Origin of the sequence: Pseudonocardia sp. McavD-2-B (assembly GCF_024124365.1) — a bacterium.
GTDB lineage: Bacteria > Actinomycetota > Actinomycetes > Mycobacteriales > Pseudonocardiaceae > Pseudonocardia > Pseudonocardia alni.
Map to the genome: position 1 here is coordinate 14,149 of NZ_JAMXSG010000008.1, position 20,446 is coordinate 34,594.

21 protein-coding genes and 1 pseudogene are annotated in these 20,446 nt (G+C 73.4%); 15 read left to right on the forward strand and 7 right to left on the reverse strand.

Annotation, left to right across the window (positions count from 1 at the left end):
* Positions 1–88: 88 nt before the first annotated feature.
* The 5 genes from NH602_RS02555 (at position 89) to NH602_RS02575 (ending at position 4,252) form a co-directional block, all read left to right on the forward strand.
* Positions 89–1,438 (forward strand): MFS transporter, encoded by a 1,350-nt coding sequence (locus tag NH602_RS02555; protein ID WP_073577535.1) that lies wholly within the window; start codon positions 89–91, stop codon positions 1,436–1,438.
* 32 nt (positions 1,439–1,470) lie between these two features.
* Positions 1,471–3,165 (forward strand): AMP-binding protein, encoded by a 1,695-nt coding sequence (locus NH602_RS02560; RefSeq protein ID WP_179761139.1) that lies wholly within the window; start codon positions 1,471–1,473, stop codon positions 3,163–3,165.
* Between the two features lie 198 nt (positions 3,166–3,363).
* Positions 3,364–3,612, forward strand: coding sequence for an Ldh family oxidoreductase (locus NH602_RS02565; protein WP_218899277.1), 249 nt, complete (start codon positions 3,364–3,366; stop codon positions 3,610–3,612).
* Positions 3,531–3,899, forward strand: a complete 369-nt coding sequence (locus NH602_RS02570; RefSeq protein ID WP_253066881.1) for an Ldh family oxidoreductase — start codon at positions 3,531–3,533, stop codon at positions 3,897–3,899. Before NH602_RS02565 ends, NH602_RS02570 begins: the two co-directional genes overlap by 82 nt.
* Complete coding sequence (locus NH602_RS02575; RefSeq protein WP_218899275.1) at positions 3,884–4,252, forward strand: Ldh family oxidoreductase; 369 nt, start codon at positions 3,884–3,886, stop codon at positions 4,250–4,252. The genes NH602_RS02570 and NH602_RS02575 overlap by 16 nt, the downstream gene beginning before the upstream one ends.
* Before the next feature lie 28 nt (positions 4,253–4,280).
* On the opposite strand, the gene NH602_RS02580 is transcribed toward NH602_RS02575, so the two are convergent.
* Complete coding sequence (locus tag NH602_RS02580; RefSeq protein ID WP_179761138.1) at positions 4,281–5,027, reverse strand: IclR family transcriptional regulator; 747 nt, start codon at positions 5,025–5,027, stop codon at positions 4,281–4,283.
* Positions 5,028–5,217: 190 nt separating this feature from the next.
* Here NH602_RS02580 and NH602_RS02585 point away from each other — a divergent pair, with 190 nt between their 5' ends.
* From NH602_RS02585 to NH602_RS02595, 3 genes are read left to right on the forward strand one after another with little or no spacing between them, the layout of a single operon-like run.
* Complete coding sequence (locus NH602_RS02585; RefSeq protein ID WP_073577538.1) at positions 5,218–6,561, forward strand: TRAP transporter large permease subunit; 1,344 nt, start codon at positions 5,218–5,220, stop codon at positions 6,559–6,561.
* A gap of 47 nt (positions 6,562–6,608) precedes the next feature.
* Positions 6,609–6,896: a hypothetical protein gene (locus NH602_RS02590; RefSeq protein WP_073577539.1), complete on the forward strand. Its 288-nt coding sequence runs from the start codon at positions 6,609–6,611 to the stop codon at positions 6,894–6,896.
* Between the two features lie 54 nt (positions 6,897–6,950).
* On the forward strand, positions 6,951–8,297 hold the full coding sequence (locus tag NH602_RS02595; protein WP_253066882.1) for a DUF1932 domain-containing protein: 1,347 nt from the start codon (positions 6,951–6,953) through the stop codon (positions 8,295–8,297).
* 79 nt (positions 8,298–8,376) lie between these two features.
* Here the strand turns inward: NH602_RS02595 and NH602_RS02600 are convergent, their stop codons facing one another.
* Positions 8,377–9,717, reverse strand: coding sequence for an SLC13 family permease (locus NH602_RS02600; RefSeq protein WP_253066883.1), 1,341 nt, complete (start codon positions 9,715–9,717; stop codon positions 8,377–8,379).
* A gap of 7 nt (positions 9,718–9,724) precedes the next feature.
* The gene (locus NH602_RS02605; protein ID WP_374210117.1) at positions 9,725–10,510 is read right to left on the reverse strand and encodes an Asp/Glu racemase; all 786 of its coding nucleotides are present in this window, start codon (positions 10,508–10,510) and stop codon (positions 9,725–9,727) included.
* A gap of 117 nt (positions 10,511–10,627) precedes the next feature.
* Between NH602_RS02605 and NH602_RS02610 the strand changes: the two genes are divergently transcribed.
* Both NH602_RS02610 and NH602_RS32130 read left to right on the forward strand, forming a co-directional pair.
* Positions 10,628–11,413: an IclR family transcriptional regulator gene (locus NH602_RS02610; protein ID WP_253066884.1), complete on the forward strand. Its 786-nt coding sequence runs from the start codon at positions 10,628–10,630 to the stop codon at positions 11,411–11,413.
* Positions 11,414–11,705: 292 nt separating this feature from the next.
* A pseudogene (locus NH602_RS32130) lies at positions 11,706–12,206 on the forward strand (TetR/AcrR family transcriptional regulator); the annotation flags it as partial.
* Positions 12,207–12,366: 160 nt separating this feature from the next.
* Here NH602_RS32130 and NH602_RS02620 read toward each other — a convergent pair.
* From NH602_RS02620 to NH602_RS02630, 3 genes are all read right to left on the reverse strand, one after another.
* Positions 12,367–12,801, reverse strand: coding sequence for a heme-binding protein (locus NH602_RS02620; protein WP_253066885.1), 435 nt, complete (start codon positions 12,799–12,801; stop codon positions 12,367–12,369).
* Between the two features lie 191 nt (positions 12,802–12,992).
* Positions 12,993–13,553 (reverse strand): type 1 glutamine amidotransferase domain-containing protein, encoded by a 561-nt coding sequence (locus NH602_RS02625; protein ID WP_179761132.1) that lies wholly within the window; start codon positions 13,551–13,553, stop codon positions 12,993–12,995.
* Positions 13,550–13,942, reverse strand: a complete 393-nt coding sequence (locus NH602_RS02630) for an ANTAR domain-containing protein (protein WP_253066886.1) — start codon at positions 13,940–13,942, stop codon at positions 13,550–13,552. Before NH602_RS02630 ends, NH602_RS02625 begins: the two co-directional genes overlap by 4 nt.
* Positions 13,943–14,448: 506 nt before the next feature.
* On the opposite strand from NH602_RS02630, the gene NH602_RS02635 reads away from it, so the two are divergent.
* Positions 14,449–14,751 (forward strand): putative quinol monooxygenase, encoded by a 303-nt coding sequence (locus tag NH602_RS02635; RefSeq protein ID WP_179761131.1) that lies wholly within the window; start codon positions 14,449–14,451, stop codon positions 14,749–14,751.
* A gap of 35 nt (positions 14,752–14,786) precedes the next feature.
* On the opposite strand, the gene NH602_RS02640 is transcribed toward NH602_RS02635, so the two are convergent.
* Entirely contained in the window at positions 14,787–16,523 is a 1,737-nt protein-coding gene (locus NH602_RS02640; protein ID WP_253066887.1) for a CdaR family transcriptional regulator, read from the reverse strand.
* A 471-nt stretch (positions 16,524–16,994) separates the two neighbouring features.
* Between NH602_RS02640 and NH602_RS02645 the strand changes: the two genes are divergently transcribed.
* The 4 genes from NH602_RS02645 to NH602_RS02660 all read left to right on the forward strand — a co-directional run bounded on the left by NH602_RS02645 (position 16,995) and on the right by NH602_RS02660 (position 20,444).
* On the forward strand, positions 16,995–17,396 hold the full coding sequence (locus NH602_RS02645; RefSeq protein WP_100879547.1) for an Hsp20/alpha crystallin family protein: 402 nt from the start codon (positions 16,995–16,997) through the stop codon (positions 17,394–17,396).
* A gap of 70 nt (positions 17,397–17,466) precedes the next feature.
* A complete protein-coding gene (locus NH602_RS02650; RefSeq protein ID WP_218899273.1) occupies positions 17,467–17,985 on the forward strand; it encodes a general stress protein in 519 nt (172 codons plus the stop codon).
* A gap of 3 nt (positions 17,986–17,988) precedes the next feature.
* Positions 17,989–19,872, forward strand: a complete 1,884-nt coding sequence (gene dnaK / locus NH602_RS02655) for a molecular chaperone DnaK (RefSeq protein WP_100879548.1) — start codon at positions 17,989–17,991, stop codon at positions 19,870–19,872.
* Between the two features lie 47 nt (positions 19,873–19,919).
* Positions 19,920–20,444 carry a nucleotide exchange factor GrpE gene (locus tag NH602_RS02660; protein ID WP_218899272.1) on the forward strand — a complete coding sequence of 175 codons (525 nt, stop codon included), beginning with the start codon at positions 19,920–19,922 and terminating at the stop codon, positions 20,442–20,444.
* Positions 20,445–20,446 lie beyond the last annotated feature (2 nt).

The following is a 20,446-nucleotide window of genomic DNA, read 5'->3' on the forward strand; positions in this document are numbered from 1 at the left end:
GAACACTGACTTCGGTTGGTAGCGGGTGGTGGTCCGCTGCGGCGAGTCTCGGTGCTTCCACCAGGCCGCGCTCGACGAGGAGCCACGCATGACCACCACCCCCGCACCGGTCCCCCTGAGAAGGGTGGCCGCGGCCAGCTGCGCGGGCACCACCATCGAGTTCTACGACTTCTTCATCTACGGGACGGCCGCGGCGCTGGTGTTCCCGAAGGTCTTCTTCCCGGCCCTGGGCTCCACCGCGGGCACCGTCGCCTCCTTCGCTACGTTCGCGGTGGCGTTCTTCGCCCGCCCGGTCGGCGCGATCGTGTTCGGTCACTACGGCGACCGGATCGGCCGGAAGAAGACCCTGATCTCGACGCTCCTGCTGATGGGCATCGCGACCGTCCTGATCGGACTGCTCCCGGGCGCGGAGACGATCGGCGTCGCGGCCCCGCTGATCCTGGTCTTCCTGCGGTTCTGCCAGGGCTTCGCCGTCGGCGGCGAGTGGGCGGGTGCGACCCTGCTGACCGCGGAGTACGCGCCGAAAGAGAAGCGCGGCCTGTACGGGGTGTTCCCCCAGCTCGGCCCGGCCATCGCGTTCGCGCTGTCCTCGGGCACCTTCCTGGTCACCGGTCTGGTCATGGGTGACACCGACGACGCGTTCCTGACCTACGGCTGGCGGATCCCGTTCCTGCTGTCGATCCTGCTCGTCGGCGTCGGGCTGTGGGTGCGGCTCTCGATCGAGGAGACCCCCGCGTTCGCCGAGGCCCGGCGGCGCGCGGCTGCGGAGGCGGCCGCGCTCGACCGCTCGAAGCGGCTGCCCTTCCTGGAGGCCGTCCGGGCGCAGCCGCGTGAGGTCCTGCTGTCGGCCGGTGCACTGTCGATGCTGTTCGCGTTCTTCTACATGGGCACGGCCTACCTGACCGCCTACGGCACGAACCCGCAGGGTGCGGCCCTGGACCGCCCGGTGGTGCTGGGCATCGGCATCGCCGCGGCCGTCGTGTTCGGGCTCGCGATCGTCGCCGCCGGGATGCTGTCGGACCGGTTCGGGCGTCGCGCGGTCATCCGGACGTCCTGCGTCGCCGGGATCGTCTGGGCGCTGGCGCTGTTCCCGCTGCTCGACACCGGCAGTGCCACCGCGTTCGCGATCGGCCTCTGCGGGACCTTGGTGATCTTCGCGGTCGCCTACGGCCCGGCGGGCTCCTACCTGCCCGAGCTGTTCTCGGCCCGGCACCGCTACACCGGCGCCGGGCTCGGCTACAACCTCGCCGGCGTCCTCGGCGGGGCGATCCCGCCGCTGGTCGCGCCCGGTCTGGCCGCGGCGTACGGCTCGATCGCGATCGGCGTGATGCTCTCGCTGATCGGCGTGATCTCCCTGGTCTGCGTGTCGCTGCTGCACGAGACCCGCAACGTCGCGCTCGAGCACGAGCGCCCCGCGACCGCCCCGACGACGGTCTGACCCGCACCACCGACCCGGAGGTCGTCCGCCCCATGGCCAACCACGACATCTACCGCGACGCCCGTGACCGGCTCGTCGCGCTGCACGGCGAGCACGAGAAGGCCGTCGCCGACTTCACCTGGCCGCAGTTCGACGGCGCGTTCCAGTGGGCGCACGACTGGTTCGACGTGATCGCCGACGGCGAGTCGCGGACCGCGCTGCGCATCGTGGAGGAGGACGGTGCCGAGGGTGCCTGGACCTTCGACGAGCTGCGCCGCCGCTCCAACCAGGTGGCCCGCTGGCTCGCCTCGCACGGCGTCGGGCGCGGGGACAGCGTGCTGGTCATGCTCGGCAACCGCGTCGAGCTGTGGGAGTCGATGCTCGCGGTGATGAAGCTCGGCGCGGTGATCATGCCGACGACCACCGCGCTCGGCGCCGTCGACCTGCCGGACCGGCTGGAGCGCGGGGGAGCGCGGTTCGTGATCGCCGACGCGTCCTGCACGGGCAAGTTCGACGGCCTGCTCGACGGGCTCACCGCGGTCTCGGTCGGCGGGTCCGCCGAGGGCTGGCTGGACCTCGCCGACTCCCGCGACGTCGACGACGCCCCGGTCGAGCACCCGGGCACCACCGCCGACGACCGGCTCCTGCTGTACTTCACCTCCGGCACCACCAGCCGGCCGAAGCTGGTCGAGCACACCCAGACGTCGTACCCGGTCGGGCACCTGTCCACCATGTACTGGCTGGGCATCACCCCGGGCGACGTGCACCTCAACATCAGCTCGCCGGGCTGGGCCAAGCACGCATGGAGCTGCTTCTTCGCGCCGTGGATCGCCGGGGCGACGATCTTCCTCTACAACTACACCCGCTTCGACGCGGCGTCGCTGCTCGGCCAGATCCGGGACAAGGGCGTCACCACGTTCTGTGCTCCGCCGACGGTCTGGCGGATGCTGATCAAGGCTGACCTGTCCGGCGGGCCCGGCTCGCTGCGCGAGGTCATCGCGGCGGGCGAGCCGCTCAACCCGGAGATCATCGAGCAGGTCCGGGCGCAGTGGGGCCTGACCCTGCGCGACGGGTTCGGCCAGACCGAGACGACGGCGTCGGTGGGCAACACGCCCGGCTCCGCGGTGAAGCCCGGGTCGATGGGGCGGCCGCTGCCCGGTGTCCCGGTGGTGCTGGTCGACGAGCTCACCGGCGAGGTGTCCGCGACCGAGGGCGAGATCTGCATCGACCTGTCCCGGCGGCCCACCAGCCTGATGGTCGGGTACCTGGACATGCCGGAGAAGACCGCCGACGCCATGGCGGGCGGCTTCTACCACACCGGTGACACCGCAACCCGCGACGAGGACGGCTACCTGTTCTACGTCGGCCGCACCGACGACGTGTTCAAGGCCAGCGACTACAAGATCTCGCCGTTCGAGCTGGAGAGCGTGCTCGTCGAGCACCCGGCGGTGCTGGAGGCGGCCGTGGTGCCCCAGCCCGACCCGGTCCGGCTCGCCGTGCCGAAGGCCTACGTCGCGCTCGCCCCCGGCCACGAGCCGACCCGGGAGACCGCGGCCGCGATCTTCGCCCACGCCCGGGACCACCTGGCGCCCTACCTGCGGGTGCGGCGCATCGAGTTCTCCGAGCTGCCGAAGACGATCTCGGGCAAGATCCGGCGGGTGGAGCTGCGGGCCCGGGAACGCGACGAGGCCGGGGCGGCCGCGGGCGGCGAGTGGCGCTACGAGGACTTCCCGGAGCTGAAGGGCTGACGGCCCCGTTCGGGGAGCGCTCCGGGGCGGTGTCCGCCGAGCCGCCCCGGACCGGACGGTCGGCCCGTCCCGGCAGTGTGCCGGCGACGGGCCGACGGCCTCTCTCACTTCGTGGAAACTGCTACCGTCCAGCGGGAGGCAGTCGGGTTCGTGTCGCGACGACCGGCGCGCTCGACCGAGGTGAGGACTCCCGTGGACATGCTCCGTTTCCCTGCGGACACCATCAGGGCCCAGATCGTCGGCGTGCTGACGGCGTGGGGGATGGCGCCGGAGCAGGTCGTGACCACGGCCGCGGTGATGACCCACACCGACCTGTCCGGGATCGACTCGCACGGGATATCGATGCTGATGTCCTACGAGGAGCTGTGGCGCTCGGAACGGCTGCGGCTCCACGCGCAGCCGGAGGTCGTCCGCCGGACCTCCGCGATGGTGCAGTCCCGCGCCTGACCACCAACCCGATCGCGTTCGCCGCGCCCGCGCGGCGCAATCCGCCGTTCGTACTGGACATGTCGACCAGCGCGGTCGCCGCGAACAAGGTCAAGGTCTTCGACCTGCTCGGCCGGCCGGTGCCGCAGGGCTGGGTGACCGAGGAGGCGGGGGACCCGGTCACCGATCCGGCGGCCGCGATGGCCTACCTCCACGAGCACCTGTACGGCGGGCTCAGCCCGTTGGGGGCGACGGTGCGACCGGCGGCCACAAGGGGTACGGCCTGGCGGTCATGGTCCAGATCCTGAGCGCCGCGCTGTCGGGCGCCGATCTCGCCGCGCGTCGGCCGCCCGGGGCCCCGGAGGACATCGGGCACTTCCTCCTCGCTCTCGACCCGTCCGTCCTGCGCCCCGACGGGGGATACCTCGACGACGTCGACGAGCTGCTCGACACCCTGCGCGAGACGCCGCCCGTGGATGCCGAGGCGCCCGTCGTGGTCGCCGGCGATCGCGAACGTCGGCACCGCGAGGAACGGGCCGAACACGGCGTTCCCCTGCCCGGCAGCCTGCTCCGGAAGCTCGAGGCCGTCTGCGAGCGGGCCCGGGTCCCCTTCCTGCTCGACGCCTCCCGCTCGGCGGACGGGGGCACCACCACCTCGTGACCGGCGGCACCGCCGCCGTGGCGGAGTCTCAGCCGGCGGGGACCGCACGGCCGATGGCCAGCGCGGCGCGCTGCACCTCGAGGCCGAGCGCGGCCGTGCGGGCCTCGGGGACGTCCTCGGTGTAGCCCGCCACCTGGACGGCGGCCCGGACGTCGCCGTGCAGCGGGATCGCCGCGGCGACGCTGGCGACCCCGGGGGCCCGCTCGTTGTAGGCCACCGAGTAGCCGAGTTCGCGGGTGCGGGCGAGGTCGGCCAGCACCGCCTCGACGTCGGGTGCCGGGTACTCGGCGGTCTCGCCGAGGCTCTCCAGCAGCGCGCGGGCGTCCTCCGCACTCCGCTGGGCCAGCAGCGCCTTGCCGGCGCCGAGGTGCAACGGCAGCCGGGCCCCGACCGGCAGTTCGTACCGGAGCCTGCGCTGCGCGTGCGCCCGGGTCAGGACGACGCGGGTGTCGTGGTACTCCCGGAACAGCGACGCGGTCAGCCCCGTCTCGACCGCCAGGTCGATGAGGACCGGACTCGCGACGAGCAGTAGCGGGTTGGTCGTCAGGTAGGCGTGCGCACCGAAGGTGAGGGCGACGCCGGGACGGTAGCCGGCGCCGCTGCGCTCGACCCGGTCCCGCGACTCGAGCACCGCCAGGATGCGCTGCGCGGTGGGCACCGGCAGTCCTGCGCGCCGCGCGATCTCGGTGAGCCGCAGCGGTTGACGCGCCTCGTCGAGCACCTCGAGGACGTCGATGGCCCGTTCCAGGGACCGCATCGTCGAGCTCTTGTCCATGCCGTCCCACTTCCGTCGCCGACCACGCACGCCCACCTTCTCACACAGTGGTAGATCGCCTCGCCAGGCGGGCGCGACGACGCCCTTGACAGACCCGGAACCACGACCCACACTCATTCCGCGAGCAAGACTTCCATTCTGTGAGACATCTTCTCACCAGAGTCCAACATCGACGTCGGGACTGGTCCACATGCCGATCGCGCTCCTAGCGCTCTGTGCGTTCATCGCCGTCATCGTGACCTGGAACGTGGTCCTGCGCCGGAACATGGGCGAGGCCATGCTGATCGGCCTGCTGGTCACGGCGCTGTTCGCCGGTACCGGAGCGCCCCGGGCCCTGCTCGACGGCATGGTCGGCGCACTGGAGCACGAGGTCCTCTTCGCCGCGATGGCGTTCGTGCTGATGGCGTACGTGATCGACCGCCTCGGGCTCATCCAGCGGCTGCTGGCGATCCTCAACTCGGTGTTCGGGCGACTGCGCGGCGGCCCCGCACTCGTGGACACCGCGGGGTCGGCGGTCATGGGAGCGTTGTCGGGGTCCAACTCCGGCAACACCGCCGCCACGGGCTCCTTCACGGGACCGTGGATGGTCCGCAGCGGCTGGAGCCCGACACGCAGTGCCACGATGCTCGCCGGGAACGGCGGCATGGGCGCGGCGCTCCCGCCGAGCGCCTCCATGGTCATCATGATCGGCTTCGCCGGCTCCATGGTGACCACCGGTCAGATCTACCTCGCCCTGCTCATGGCCGGGATCTACCAGATCGTGTGGCGGTTCCTGCTGATCTTCTGGTTCGTCCGCCGCGACGGCATCACCCGGGTCGACGACGAGGCGATCACCCCGCTGCGCGCCAGCGTCCGTGCGGCGGGAGCCGCCCCGCTGATCATGGTCGGCGCGTTCGTGCCGATCCTGCTCACCGTCGGCCCGCTGTCGGATCTCCTCGGGACGGACACTCCTCTCGGTGACTCCCTCGGCGACATCTCGATCCTGATCTGGATCCCGGTGCTGATCACGGCGATCGCACTGGTCGTCGGACGCAAGCAGCTGCCGAGCACCCGCGCGGGCTGGTTCGACTTCACCACCGGCGCCATGCCCCGCCTCGCGGTCATCGGCTCGCTGCTGTTCTTCGCCGTCGCGGCGAGCGAGGTCCTCAACGGCCTCGGGCTCGCCGACGACGTCGACCGCATCCTCGGCGGTCTGGCCATCAACCAGTACGTGATGGTCCTGCTCGTCGCGGTGCTGGTGGCCGTGGTGGCCGGGCCGCTGTCCTCGACCGCGACCCTGACAGCGGTCGGTCAGGTGTCCCTGCTCGCGCTCGTCGCCGTCGGCGTGGACCCCGTGCTCGCCGTGACGGCCATCCTCGTGTTCGCCTCGACCGAGGGTTCGTCGCCTCCGGCCTCCGGATCCATCTTCGTCGCAGCCGGACTCACCGGTGCGAAGCCGGAGAAGACCTTCGTCCCGCTGATCGTCTACTTCATGCTCCCCGTCCTGCTGATCGGATGCCTGATCGCGTGGGGCGTCCTGCCGGTGTCGCTGTGAACGACGCACCCCGCCCGCATCCCGCCCGGCCCCGAGGAGACGAGCCGATGTCCACCACCACACGCACCAGTCCCGTCGGCGTACGCGACCGCGCCCGGTCCGTCGCCAGGATCCTGTTCCTCACGGCGATGGCGGTGTTCGTCCTCATCGGCGCCGCCCTCGTCGTGCTCCAGGCCCTCGGTGTCGTCCTGATGCGACCCGCACTCGTCTCGGGGGCCTCGGACGTGCTGCTGGTCCCGGCCATCGGCGCCGCGGTCGTCTTCGGGCTCATCGCCTTCGCCGGTGGCTACCTGGAGGACCGCGAGCCCGCCGAGGACGCGTCGACCGGGGACTGACACCGGGCGATCCCGCCGCCCGAACACCCGCTCCATCTCGAGAAAGGCTCTCTCATGCACGCCACCGTTCTGGGACTCGGCGAGGCCGGCGCCGTCTACGCCTCCGGTCTCGCGGCTCACGGATGGACCGTCACCGGCTACGACCCGGCGTCGGTCCCCACGCCCGTGGGGGTGCGGCGGGAGGCCGGTCCCGCCGACGCCGTCCGCGGCGCCGACCTGGTGCTCAGCCTCGTCGGTGGGCGCCACGCGCAGTCGGCGGCCGAGGCCGTCGCACCACACCTCGACGAGTCGGCCGTCTACGCCGACATGAACGCCGGGGACCCGGCGGCCAAGATCCTGATCGCCGACGCCGTCGGGGCGGGCCGCTTCGCCGACGTCTCGGTGATCGGGCCGGTGCCGCGCCACGGCATCGCGACGAGCGTGGTGATCAGCGGGGCCGGGGCCACGGCCGCGGCCGGACGGTTCCGCTCCTTCGGTGCCGAGGTCGACGACATCGGGGGAGCCCCCGGCGACGCATCGGCGCGCAAGCTGCTGCGCACGACGTGGATGAAGGGGCTCGGAGCGCTCATCACCGAGGCGCTGCGGGCCGGGCGGGCCGCGGGTGCCGAGGAGTGGGTCGCCCGGCAGATCGACGGGGAGCTGGCCGACGGCACGGCGACCCGGGAGCGCCTCCACATCGGCACGGCCAAGCACGCGGCGCGCCGCGCCGGCGAGTCCGATGCGGCCGTCCACCTGCTCGACCAGCTGGGGGTGGCACCGGGCATGACCCGCGCGACGGCGCAGCTGCACCACACCCTCGCCGACGAACAGCTCGTCGACCAGGAGGCCCTCCTGGACACCTACCGCGGGCTCGCGGTGGCGACGATCGGCGACGCCCAGGACCGCATGGGCATGATGGACGGCGGCATCCACGCCCTCTACAAGGGTGCCCGCGCGGTCGGCCGGGCCCGCACCGTGTGGGTCCGCAGCGGGGACAACGCGGCGATCCACCGGGCGCTGCAGAACGTCCGGCGCGGTGACCTGATCGTGGTCAACGGGCACGGCGACACCACGCGGGCCCTGATCGGGGAGCTCATCGCGGAGCGGGCACTGGTCCGCGGCGTGACCGGCATGGTGATCGACGGGGCGGCTCGCGACGTCGTCGAGCTGGAGAGGATCGGCTTCCCGGTGTGGGCGCGGGCGACCACGCCGGCCGGGCCGTTCAAGCACGGCCCCGGCCGGATCGACGAGCCGGTCGCCGTCGGCGGGGTGGTGGTGCAGCCCGGCGATGTCGTCGCCGCCGACGACGACGGCGTCATCGTGGTCCCCGCGGCCCGCGCCGCCGCGACCGCGGTCCGCGCCCAGGAGGTGACCGCGGACGAGGAGCGACGCCGTTCCGCGATCCGCGCCGGAGCGGACTGATCCCGCGTGGCCCCGGGGATGCCGGGGCCCCACCGGGCGCCACGGCCCGGCCCTGGGCGCCCGGTCGGCGTCGGCGACCTCAGCCGATGCCGAGCTGCACGAACAGCAGCCAGGCGACCACCGGCACGATCGCGATCATGGCGATCGCCCAGAGGAGCAGGGCGCGGAAGAACATCCGCTCCAGCCGGGGCGGCGCGCTCGCCATCAGCAGCGCGCCGCTGGTCGACATGGGACTGGTGTCCACCACCGACGAGCTGATACCGACCGCCGTGACGACGCCGACCACCGACAGGGTCGGGTCCGCCGCGATGGGGGCGACGACGGGGCCGATCACCGTCAGGGTGCCGGTCGTCGAGGCGAACGCCGAGGCCAGCCCCACGACGTAGCTGACCGCCAGCGCGGCGAGCGACGCGTTGCCGAGCCCGGCGATGCCCTCCTGGAGGTCGTCGAGGGCGCCGATGGTCTCCAGCATGCCGACGTAGGTGACGATGCCGGTCACCAGCAGGATGGCCGACCAGGGCATGGCGTCGATGACGGGCTTCTGCACCGAGGGGCGCACGATGATGAGGACCAGGGCGATGACCAGCGTCGCCACCCCGACGTCGATCCCGAGCACGGTGGTGAGGACGAGCAGCGAGCCCATCCCGACGAGGGCCAGGATCCGCATCGGGGTGGCCCGGACCCGGGTGATCCCGGAGACGGCCGTGCGTTCGGCCACCGCGGTGGCCGCGCCGCCGCCCGGACCGGGCTCCCGCCCGGCCGTCGGGCTGTCGGTGTCGCCCGCCGGGGTCGCGGCGGACGACCGCCGGTCGAGCCATCCGACGGCGGACTGCACGACCGCGTAGGCGACGACGGCCAGCACCGCGTTGAACGCGAACACCGACAGGAACAGCCGCAGGGTCGCGTCGCCACCGGCCCCGGCCTGGTCGAGCATGTCGTTGGCGATGACGCCGAACGGGTTGACCGGGGAGAACGCGCCCGCGTTCGCGCCCTGGATGACGACCAGCCCCATCGCGAGCGAGCTGATCCCGAACCGGGAGCCCAGGGCCAGGGCGACGGGCGCGACGATGGCGATCGCCGCCGGGGTGAACGCGCCGGCGGCGGCCAGCAGCGCGGCCAGGGCGAACATGAGGACGGGGACCAGCAGCCGGCGGCCGCCCGCGAGCCGCTCGGCCCAGTAGGCCATCAGGTCGATGGTCCCGGTCTCCCGGACGATGCCGAACAGCAGCGTCGCCCCGACCAGGATGAGGAACAGCCCGGCGGGGAACTCGCCGATGACGTCGGAAAGCGGCAGGCCGGCGGCCAGGGAGCCGACCCCGAACGCCGCGACGAGCGCGAGCAGGCCTGCGCTGATGCTGGTCAGCGAACCGATGGTGAACGCGGCGACGAGCACGAGGAAGGCGAGGACGGAGAGTGTCATGACGCCCTCATCCCGCCAGCAGGCGGCCGGCGCCGCTGATCGCGGGGGTGTGTCCGAGCGCCCGGAGCACCTCGTGGGTGGTCGCGGTGGCTGCGGTCACCACCGGCAGCCCGAGCTCGTCCTCCACGGCCTGGACGGCGGGCAGCGACGGCATCTGCACGCACGCGGACAGGACGACGGCCTCTGCCCCCTCGAGCCGGAGCCTGCGGGCGATCCCGGGCAGGGCACCGGGGTCGAGGCAGCCGACGGCGAGGTTGTCGTCGACCTCCAGGCTCGTCGCGTCCAGCACCTCGATCCCCGAGCCCTCGACGTAGTCGGAGACCATCCGGGTGAGCGGCCGCATGTAGGGCGTGATCATCGCGACGCGGCCGACGCCCATCCCGGTCAGCGTGCGGACCAGGGCTCCGGCGCTGCTGACGACCTCGGCGGGGTGGCCGTTGCCGGCGGCCGCCCCGGCGATCAGCCGCTCGGACTCCGCGTGCGCGCCCGGGCCCTGGGCCATGACGGCCACGAGGCAGGCGTAGGCGATGACGTCGACGTCGGCGTCGGACACGGCCACCGCGCACTCGGCGGCCTTCCCGACCATCGCGAGCAGCTCCTCGCGCGTCACGTTCTTCAGTGCCGCGCGTGCGGAGTGGAACGTGTACCGGTGCCCGGTGGCCGCGGTCTGACGGGCGAACAGCTCGGGGAGCTCGGTCTCCATCGTCGTGTTCGAGCTCGGGACGATCAGGCCGACGCGAGTCGGTCGAGGGGGCGACGCTCCGGGGGCTCCGGGCTGCGTGAAACCGGTCATGTGCGGGGACCTCACTCCGTTGTGCCGTGATCTGAACCCACATAGTGGGTGGCGAACCCAGAATCCGGGCTGTAGGCTGCGATGTCAACAGGCGACCGACGGCCGGAGGGTGATCTCGTGACGGGGAGCAAGGGGGACGGGCGCGGTGGCACGCTGGTGTTGCGCAAGATCAGCTCGATCCTCGACAGCTTCACCCTGGAGTCCCCCGAGCCCACGCTGCGGGACCTGGCGAAAGCGACCGGGCTGCCGTCGAGCACGTGTCAGCGCCTCGTGCAGGACCTGGTGGCCGAGGGCTATCTCGACCGCGACGGCGACCGCTACCGGATCGGGATCGCGTTGGTGCGCTGGGCCGCGCCGGGGGCACTCGGGCTCGATGCGGTCCGGCTGCTCCGGCCGCTCCTGGCGGACCTGCGCGACCAGACCGGCGAGAGCGCCTGCCTCTACGTCCGTGACGGCACCTTCCGGACGATCGTCGCCGCCGCCGAGACCCGGCACGTCGTGATGCGGCCGTTCCGGGTCGGCATGGTCATGCCGATCCACGCCGGCGCGCCCGGCAAGGTGTTCCTCGCCTTCGATCCGGGCGCCCGGAGCGAGCTGGGGGAGGCCACGCTCGAGCGGTTCACCGACCGCACCCCGGCCTCGACCGTGGAGCTGGACCGGCAGCTCGACGAGGTGCGCGCCGCCGGTGTCGCGGTGGCGTTCGGGGAGCGGCATCCCGACGTCGGCTCGGTCGCCGCCCCGGTCCGCGACCACACCGGGGATCTCGCCGTGGTCCTCGGCGTGGGGTTCCCGACCTCCCGTATCGGTCCGGCCGACGTCGAACGGCTCGTCGGCCCGGTCGTCACGGCCGCCCGCGACGCGACCCACGAGCTGGGAGGCCGTCCGCCCGCCGACCGGGGCTGAGTGCGGGGCGTCCCGTCCTGGACGGGATGCGTCCGAGCCGCTGGCAGTTCTAGAGATGGGAGGTCGGTGCATCGCCCTGCGCCGTCCCGTGTTCGTTCGGGACCACGTCGAGGACTCATCGACCGCGCGGTGGACCTGGCCGGGCGGTCCCGCAGCGGTCGTGGCGTCGACCCCGGGTGCGCGCCCCTCGACCCCGGTGACCTGCACGAGCTCGTGACCGCGCTGTCCTCGATCGCCTGCTGGGGACACTGCAGGGGCGCGGTCACGGGTTCACGACGCCGGGGAGAACCGGGTGGCCCGCAAGCGGGCCGCCCGTCGCCGGCTCGTCGAGCACACAGCCGCCGACGTCGTCGCGGAGCGCGGCTACGAGGGTGCGGGATTCGACGAGATCGGCGCCCGGCTGGACCTGCGGGGCCCCAGCCTCCACCACTACTACTCCTCCCAGGAGGAGCTGTTCCTCCGCACCGTGGAGAACGGGCACGCCGAGGTGCTCGACCGGCTCCGGGGGATCGGGGCGCGCGACCTGCCCGCGGGGGAGCGGTTGCGGCTGCTGTTCGTGGAGCAGGCGATCATCGAGTTCCGCGACTTCCGTGCGTTCGCCTCGCTCTTCCTGATGTCGGTGCCGGTCCCGGCGATCGCCTCCCGGCTCGCGGAGCTGCGCCGCGAGCACGGACAGGTCTTCCGGTCCCTCGCGCGTGAGGTCGCCGAGCAGCACGGCGTCCCGCCCCGACGGGCGAGCATCGCCGTGCTGCTGGCGCTGGGGGCCCGGGGCAACCTGCACTCCTGGTACCGCCCCGACGGCCCGCTGTCCCTGGATCAGATCGCGACGGAGGTCGCGGACGTCCTCCTGCAGCCCTTCCTCACCGCGGGTCGATCGGACCCGCCGGGGTCGGGACGGACGCGCCGGCCCCGAGGAGCGCCGCCACGAGGGTCCCGGTCACCCGGGCCGGTGGTCAGGCCGGGGCCGGGACGGACCGGAACGCGGCCTCGGCGGCCTCGGCGACGACCCGGTCCTGCTCCCCGCTGCCTCCCGAGACCCCGACCGCGCCGACGACGTTCCCGTCGCTCCCGTGCAGCGGCATCCCACCGGCGAAGATCATCACTCGGCCGTGGTTGGAACCGTTGATGCCGAAGAACTGCGCGCCGGGCTGGGAGCTCGTCGCGAGGTCGCCGGTCGGGATGTCGAAGGCCCGCGCGGTGAAGGCCTTGTTGATCGAGATGTCGATGCTGCCCATCCAGGCGTCGTCCATCCGGATGTGGGCCACCAGGTTCCCGCCCGCGTCGACCACCGCCACGTTGCTCGGAGAGCCGATCTCGTGGGCTTTCCGCTCGCCCGCGGCGATCACCCGGCGGGCGTCCTCGAGGGTCACTGTCTCGATCTGTCGCATCGTCGTGTCCTTTCGGGGCGGCCGCCGGGTGCGGCGGTCCGGTCGGTCTGCTCGGTCAGCGGTTCGGGAGGGGGTGCGGACGACCTCGGTCCGGCCGTCCCCGCGGGCGGTGGCGATGGCGGAGGGCATCGGGTGGCGGTTCCTCCCGCAGACGGGTCCGTGTGCTGTCCGCCCCGTGCTCGGTGCGCCGGTCAGGCCCGGGCGGGCACGGCGGCGAACCGGGTGACGATCGCGGCGCAGAACGCGGGCAGGTCGAACGGGGACCGGCTGGTGATGAACTGGCCGTCGACGCAGACCTCCTCGTCGACGACCTCGGCGCCCGCATTGCGCAGGTCGGTGCGGATGCTCGCCCACGAGGTGAGCCGCCGCCCCCGGACCACGTCGGCCTCGACGAGGGTCCACGGGCCGTGGCACACCGCCGCGACCGGCCTGCCGGTGGCCACGAAGTTCCGAACGAACTCGACCGCGACCGGGTGGGTGCGCAGCTGGTCGGGGTTGACCGTGCCACCGGGCAGCAGCAGGGCGTCGTAGTCGTCGACCGAGGCCTCGGCGACGTCCCGGTCGACGGTGACGGTGCCCGCGGGGTCCTTGTCCCACTCCCGGGTCCACAGCGATCCGGTGTGGATGGACAGCACCTCGACCCGGGCCCCGGCGCCGTAGAGCGCGCCCCGGGGGAGGTCGAGCTCGACGCGTTCCACACCGTCGGCGGCCAGGATCGCGACCGTCCGGCCGTGCAGGTCCCCGGCCGTCACCGGTCGACCCCGTCCCGGACGGGCCGGCCGGCGCCGGAGTGCCCGGGCCGCTCGAGCAGACCCTGGACGACCTCGGTGACGACGCGGCAGTGCTGCGGGAGTGCCGGTCTGCGCTCGCGGACCCGGGTGACCAGGGTGAGGGCGAGGTCGGCGAGCTTGGTGTTGGTGTGCTGGGAGATGCGGGTCAGCAGGGCGAACGCCTCGTCGGCCTCGATGCCGTAGTGGGCGACCAGGATGCCCTTGGCCTGACCGATCGCGTCCCGGGTGTGGAGGGCTCGGGCGAGGTTGTCCACCCGCCGCTGGAGCACGGTGGTCGGGTCCTGGTCGGGTCCGGTGGCCGTGCGGGGCCGTTCCCGTCCCGGGTGGTCGGTGGCGAGCTGTGGCGACATCGGGGGTGTGCTCCCCTTCCGGTGGCTGCGGTGAGCTGGTGCGCCGGGCCCGGCGGGTCCCTGTGGCGCGGTCACGACGCTAGAGAGCCCCGGAGCACCGCGATCGGGCCCGACATGCCCAGCGACACCGTCGAGGTCCGGCCCGGCGGGCCGTGGCCGCCCCGGTCGGGGCAGGCCGGCACCGGTGGTCGGAGCAGGCCGTGTGTCCGTGCCCGGGAGATCACCTGGGCCCGGTTTCGGGCCTCGAGCTCGCGCATGACGGTGGCCGGGCAGGATCTGGCCGGGACCTGCACTACACCCGAACGGACATGGTGCGCGGTCACCGCCCGGTACGACCCGGCGGCAGCGGGGGAGGTCGCGCCGCGGTGCCGCGACCCGGCCCGGCACGTCCAGCCACACCGCCGAGGTCGGACCCGGCGGGCCGAGGCCGCGGCCCTCCGCGCCTCCCATCCTGATCTCGGCCGGACCCGGGCAGCCGGATCGGACCACCGTCGAGGGGAGAACACATGTCGGTCGGAGTGGGACTGTTCGTGACACTGGAGGCGCGGCCGGGCAAGGAGCGCGACGTCGAGGAGTTCCTGCAGGCAGGGCGCTCACTGGTCGGTGAGGAGCCGGCCACCGTGGCCTGGTTCGCCGTCAGGCTCGGTCCGACGACGTACGCGATCGTCGACTTCTTCCCCGACGACGACGGCCGCACCGCCCACCTGCAGGGCCGGGTCGGCCAGGCGCTGGGGGAGCGGGCCGACGAGCTGTTCGCGACGGCACCCGACATCGTGCGGCTCGACGTCGTGGCGTCGAAGCTGCCCTGACCGGGGCGCTCCCGGGCGGGAACGGGTGCGGTGGATCAGCGGCCCGGGACCGCGCCCGGAGGACGGGTGCGCTCCCGGGCCGCACCCGCGCCGCCGAGGACCCGCCAGGCGCGCGACGCCACGTGCAGGTTCAGCCTGCTCTCGACCGCGCCCAGGTCGTGCCCGGACAGGTCGCGGATGCGCCGCAGCCGGTAGCGCAGCGTGCTCCGGTGGATGGTCAGGGCACGCGCGGTGGCGTCGTAGTTGCCGCCGCACTCGTAGTACTGCCACAGCGTCGTGACGAGGTCGGACCGGTTCGCGGTGTCGTAGTCGATGAGCGTGCCGAGCCATTCGCGGACGAACCCCCGCACCTCCCCGTCGCCGTCGCCGGCGGCGAGCAGCCGGTAGATCCCCAGCTCGTCGAAGGTGGTGGCGCCACCGGCGCCCGCCGCGGCCGTCCTGACCTCGAGCGCACGCATGGCCTCGGAGTAGGACTGCGGGAGCCCGGACGGGTCCTCGCACGGCCGCCCCACGCCGATCGACCCGTTCGTCGACCGCAGCAGCGAGGCCACGACGTCGTGCAGCTCGACCCAGGGCGGCGGGCGCCCGTCGGCCGGGTCCGGCTGCGGCACCACCAGCACGGCCGTGCCCCTGCGCCGGGTGGTCAGCGGGGTCACGCCGAGGACCCGGGACCCGGCCCGGCGCAGGGCCTCGACGAGCGCCTCGTCGCTCGCCGGGCTCCACCGGGCGACCACCACCTGGTGCGGCCGGTGGAGGTCGTGCCCGATGACCGCGGCGCGCGCGGATGCGCTCTCGCCGTCGGCTCCGTTGATCAGGTCGTCGACGAGGTCGCGGCGCAGCCGCAGGTCGGCCTCGGCCAGCGCACGCTGGTGGGACAGCTCCACGGCCAGCACCACCGCGCCGTGCTCCAGCGCGAACACGTCCCGCTCGCCGGCCTCCTGGCGGGGGTCGGCGATGCTGAGCACACCGAGCACCTCGTCGTAGGGCTGGGCGACCGCCACGATCCGTTCACGGTGGCGCATGGCCCGCCCGTTCCGCCGGACCTCGGCCAGCATCTCGTCGCGGACCCGGGGCCTGGGCCGCGGATAGGTCCGCGGACGCCCCGGGCCGGACCAGGCGAGCAGGTTGCCGAAGCGGTCCTCGACCGCGACGACCAGACCGGTGAGGGTGTGGACGGCGTCGGCTATCCCGGATGCGCCGCCTCCGTGCGCGGCCGCCCGGGTCAGGGTCTCGTGGATCCGCTGACGCTGCTGGAGGTCCGCCACGGCGTCCTGGAGCTGATGGTTGGTCGACGCGAGGCGTGTGCTGAGCTCACCCAGCTCCGTGGTGCCGGCCTTCTCCCGGCGGTGCAGGTCCGCCCTGACCAGGGCCGCCCCGGTCAGCTGGGCGAGCGTCGTCAGCAGGAACCGCTGGTCGACCGAGGGTTCCCGCCCGGCCGAGACGACCAGGTAGCCGGTGTGCCCGCTGACCGCCCGCATGGGGAAGGCCCAGACCCAGGCGGCCCCGGGGACGTCGAGACCGCCCTCCTTCCCGTCCAGGTCGAGCAGGGGCGCGACGAGGCCCGTGTCGCCGTCCGCGGTGCGCATCCCCGTCTCGTCGACCAGGTAGGAGCCCAGCGGGCGGTAGGGGCCCAGGGCGGAGACCGAGCTGATCGCCAGCCGGAGGATGTCCGGCTCCTCGACCCGGTCGAACATGACCATCGCCAGCGCGAACATGCTGCAGACGTTCGACATCTGCATGCGGAGCTCGACCATCTGCTGTCGATCGTCCATGACGGCTCCTCGACCGAGCGGCGCCGGCGGTGGCGGTCGTCCGGCCGCCGTCGGCAGGACCCTACTCCGCTCCGTCCGGCCGAGGCGGCCTCCGACGGCGCGCAGGGACGCCCGGTCGGGCGGCATCAGCGCGGCCGCCCGCCGCAACGGCCACTCGTCATCCGCCGGCCTCCCGTCTCCCGCTGCCGGCCCGCGGGCAGCGGGCCGGGCCCACCGTGACAGGGGCGTGGTCGTACGGCGTGGACCGTCCGGTGCCAACCCACGGGCTCCGGTTCGCCCTGTCGGGCCGGTCACGGGCACCGTGCGGTCCCCGAGGCCCGGGGCCTCGCCGGCCCGGCAGGCCGAGGACACGCGCCGAGGTTGGGTCCCCGGGAGCGAGTCGGAACCGACGCGCCTCCGCCACTGTCGTCGCGACCGCCGAGCGGTGCCTGGCCGGCCCCGGCAGCGCCCCACGACCCATCTGGAGCCCCGATGACGCTGATGCGTTTCGACCCGTTCCGCGAGCTCGACCGGCTCGCCGAGCGAAGCCTCCCGCCGGCTGCCCGCACGATGCCGATGGAGGCCCTGCGCCGGGGCGAGGACTTCGCGGTGCACCTCGACCTGCCCGGGGTGCACCGCGACGACGTGGACGTCACCGTCGAGAACAACGTGGTCACCATCCGGGCCCGGCGCATGCCGCAGCGGGCGGAGGGGGACGAGGTGATCGCCGACGAGCGGACCTACGGCGAGTTCAGCCGGCAGCTGTTCCTCGGCGACAACCTCGACCCGAACGGCCTCACCGCCGACCTCGCCGACGGGGTGTTGACCCTGCTCGTCCCGGTCAGCGAGTCCAGCAAGCCCCGGCGGGTCGCACTCGCCTCGTCCTCCCAGTAGCCCGCCAGCCGCGGCCCGGGCCGGCGGACGGATCGTCGCGGCCGGCCCCTCCGGATCGGAGAGCACACCCATGTCCGAACCCTCCACCCCCGTCACCGACCACACGTCGACGGCTCCTCCGGACGGTGGCTCGACGACGCGCTCCGGCCGACGGCGGATCGCGACGTTCGACGACTACCCCGCGGCCGAGCGGGCCGTCGAGCGGCTCACCTCCCACGGGTTCCCCGTGCAGCGGGCCGCGATCGTCGGCCGCGACCTGCGGTCGGTCGAGCAGATCGTCGGGCGGCTGACGGTCGTCACCGCCGTCTGGCGGGGAGCGCTGTCCGGCGCGGTGCCCGGAGCCCTGATCGGCTGGATCTTCGGCCTGTTCGCCTGGATCGACCCGTTGATCGGGGGACTGCTGCTCGCGGCGTACGGCCTGGTCCTCGGCGCCGTGCTCGGCGCGGTCGTGGGCCTGGTCGTCTACGCGTTCCAGCGCGGCCGGCGCGACTTCACCTCGATCACGGTCGTGGAGCCCCGGCACTTCGACCTCGTCGTCGACGAGGAGGTCGCCGACGAGGCGACCCGGCTGCTCGACCGGGAGGTGTGACCCGTGGCCAGGGCCGCCGGCATCGACCTCGGCACCACCAACTCGGTCATCGCCGTCTGGGAGGGCGGACAGGCCGACGTCGTCCCCAACGCCGAGGGGACCCGCACCACCCCGTCGGTCGTGGCGTTCGCCGAGAACGGTGACCGGCTGGTCGGCCAGCTCGCCCGCCGCCAGACCATCCTCAACCCGATGGGCACCATCTCCTCGGTCAAACGGTTCATCGGGCGGACGTTCGCCGAGGTCGAGCAGGAGGCCGGCCAGGTCCCCTACGACGTCGTGCCGGACGACGACGGCAACGCGCGGATCCGGGTGCGGGACAAGCTGTACGCGCCCGAGGAGCTCAGCGCGATGATCCTGCGCAAGCTGGTCGACGACGCGAGCCGCCACCTCGGGGAGAAGGTGACCGAGGTCGTCATCACCGTCCCGGCGTACTTCAACGACGCCCAGCGCACGGCGACCAGGGACGCCGGCCGGATCGCCGGCCTCGAGGTGCTGCGGATCATCAACGAGCCGACGGCCGCGGCGCTGGCGTACGGGATGGACAAGAAGGAGCACGAGACGGTGCTCGTCTACGACCTCGGCGGCGGCACGTTCGACGTCAGCCTGCTCGACGTCGGCGACGGCGTGGTCGAGGTCCGGGCCACCGCGGGCGACACCCACCTCGGCGGCGACGACTTCGACCGGCGGATCGTGGACCATCTCGCCGAAGGGTTCCGGAAGGAGAACGGCATCGACCTGCGGGAGGACCCGCAGGCCCTGCAGCGGCTGTTCGAGGCCGCCGAGAAGGCCAAGGTCGAGCTCAGCTCGGTCACCCGGACCCAGGTCAGCCTGCCGTTCGTGACCGCGGACGCGACCGGGCCCAAACATCTCACGACCTCGCTCATGCGCTCGACATTCGAGGAGCTCGTCGGCGACCTGCTCGAGCGGACCATGGGCCCGCTGCGGCAGGCGATGAGCGACGCCGGGATGAGCCCGGACGACATCGACGAGGTCATCCTGGTCGGCGGCTCCACGCGGGTCCCGGCCGTGCAGAACCTGGTCCGGCGCCTCACCGGCGGCCGGGACCCCAACATGACGGTCAACCCGGACGAGGTGGTGGCCGTCGGCGCCGGCATCCAGGCCGGCGTGCTCACGGGCGACGTCTCCGACGTGCTGCTCCTCGACGTGACCCCGCTGTCGCTGGGCGTGGAGACCCAGGGCGGGGTGATGACCCGGATCGTGGACCGCAACACGACGGTGCCGGTGCGCCGCAGCGAGACCTTCTCCACCGCGGCGGACGACCAGCCCGCGGTGGACGTGGTGGTGTTGCAGGGCGAGCGCGAGCGTGCCGCGGACAACCGGGTGCTCGGGCGGTTCCAGCTCGCCGACATCCGGCCGGCCCCCCGGGGCGAGCCGCAGGTCGAGGTCACGTTCGACATCGACGCCAACGGCATCCTCGACGTCACCGCCCGCGACCAGGACACCGGCAAGGAGCAGCGGATCACGATCTCCGAGAGCTCCAACCTGGACGGTGCCGACATCGAGCGGATGGTCGCCGAGGCCGAGGAGAACCGGTCGGCCGACCAGCAGCTGCGCCAGGAGGTCGACGCCCGCAACGAGCTCGACTCCCTGGCGTACCGGGCGCAGCGCCTGCTGGACGAGCGCGGCGACGCCGTCCCCGCCCACGAGCGGTCCCGCGCGGAGCTCGCGATCGCCGACGCACGCCGGGCCGTCGAGGAGCAGGCCCCGGGCGAGCGGCTCCGCGAGCTGTCCACGGAGCTGCAGAGCGTGATCGGCGGGCTGCAGGCCGCCGGGAGCGGTGGTGCCCGGGAGACCGGCGGCGCCGGCCCCGACGGGGACGCCGTGGACGACGACGTGATCGACGCCGAGTTCGACCGGAGCGGATGACGACCCCGACCGGCCACCACCGCCGAGAGCCGACCGAGAGGACACCGATGAGCGTCCCGTCACCGGAGGACCAGGACACCGAGCGCGGCGACGGGACCGAGACCGAGACCGGGACCGGGACCGGGACCGCCGCTGCGGCGGGGACCGACGTCGAGGACCGGTGGCGGCGTGCGGTCGCCGACCTCGACAACGTCCGCAAGCGCGCGGCCCGCGACCTGGCCCGGGAACGGGCCACCGAGCGGGCGCGGGTGGCGGGTGCCTTCCTGCCCGTGCTGGACACGATCGACATGGCGCTCGCGCACGCCGACGCCGACCCGGGCGCCATCGTGGCGGGGGTCCGGGCGGTGCGGGAGCAGGCGCTGACCGTGCTCTCCGAGCTCGGCTACCCGCGGCAGGACGACGTCGGCGTCCCGTTCGACCCGCTCCGCCACGAGGTGGTCGCGGTCGTCAGCCCGGAGGAGGCCGGGCTGCCCGCCGGCGCCGTCGCCGCCGTGCAGCGACCGGGCTACGGCGAGCCGGAACGGCAGCTGCGACCTGCGACGGTCACCGTGACCGGCGGGTCGGGGCGGTAGCC

Excerpts from the sequence above, each read along its gene's own strand:
- NH602_RS02585 (WP_073577538.1), top strand. The coding sequence starts at position 5,218 with ATGCCGATCGCGCTCCTAGCGCTCTGTGCGTTCATCGCCGTCATCGTG.
- NH602_RS02645 (WP_100879547.1), top strand. The coding sequence starts at position 16,995 with ATGACGCTGATGCGTTTCGACCCGTTCCGCGAGCTCGACCGGCTCGCC.
- NH602_RS02635 (WP_179761131.1), top strand. The coding sequence starts at position 14,449 with ATGTCGGTCGGAGTGGGACTGTTCGTGACACTGGAGGCGCGGCCGGGC.
- NH602_RS02580 (WP_179761138.1), bottom strand. The coding sequence starts at position 5,027 with ATGGACAAGAGCTCGACGATGCGGTCCCTGGAACGGGCCATCGACGTC.
- NH602_RS02600 (WP_253066883.1), bottom strand. The coding sequence starts at position 9,717 with ATGACACTCTCCGTCCTCGCCTTCCTCGTGCTCGTCGCCGCGTTCACC.
- NH602_RS02650 (WP_218899273.1), top strand. The coding sequence starts at position 17,467 with ATGTCCGAACCCTCCACCCCCGTCACCGACCACACGTCGACGGCTCCT.
- NH602_RS02595 (WP_253066882.1), top strand. The coding sequence starts at position 6,951 with ATGCACGCCACCGTTCTGGGACTCGGCGAGGCCGGCGCCGTCTACGCC.
- NH602_RS02605 (WP_374210117.1), bottom strand. The coding sequence starts at position 10,510 with ATGACCGGTTTCACGCAGCCCGGAGCCCCCGGAGCGTCGCCCCCTCGA.
- NH602_RS02590 (WP_073577539.1), top strand. The coding sequence starts at position 6,609 with ATGTCCACCACCACACGCACCAGTCCCGTCGGCGTACGCGACCGCGCC.
- NH602_RS02575 (WP_218899275.1), top strand. The coding sequence starts at position 3,884 with ATGGTCCAGATCCTGAGCGCCGCGCTGTCGGGCGCCGATCTCGCCGCG.
- NH602_RS02560 (WP_179761139.1), top strand. The coding sequence starts at position 1,471 with ATGGCCAACCACGACATCTACCGCGACGCCCGTGACCGGCTCGTCGCG.
- NH602_RS02640 (WP_253066887.1), bottom strand. The coding sequence starts at position 16,523 with ATGGACGATCGACAGCAGATGGTCGAGCTCCGCATGCAGATGTCGAAC.
- NH602_RS02660 (WP_218899272.1), top strand. The coding sequence starts at position 19,920 with ATGAGCGTCCCGTCACCGGAGGACCAGGACACCGAGCGCGGCGACGGG.
- NH602_RS02555 (WP_073577535.1), top strand. The coding sequence starts at position 89 with ATGACCACCACCCCCGCACCGGTCCCCCTGAGAAGGGTGGCCGCGGCC.
- NH602_RS02630 (WP_253066886.1), bottom strand. The coding sequence starts at position 13,942 with ATGTCGCCACAGCTCGCCACCGACCACCCGGGACGGGAACGGCCCCGC.
- NH602_RS02565 (WP_218899277.1), top strand. The coding sequence starts at position 3,364 with ATGCTCCGTTTCCCTGCGGACACCATCAGGGCCCAGATCGTCGGCGTG.
- NH602_RS02620 (WP_253066885.1), bottom strand. The coding sequence starts at position 12,801 with ATGCGACAGATCGAGACAGTGACCCTCGAGGACGCCCGCCGGGTGATC.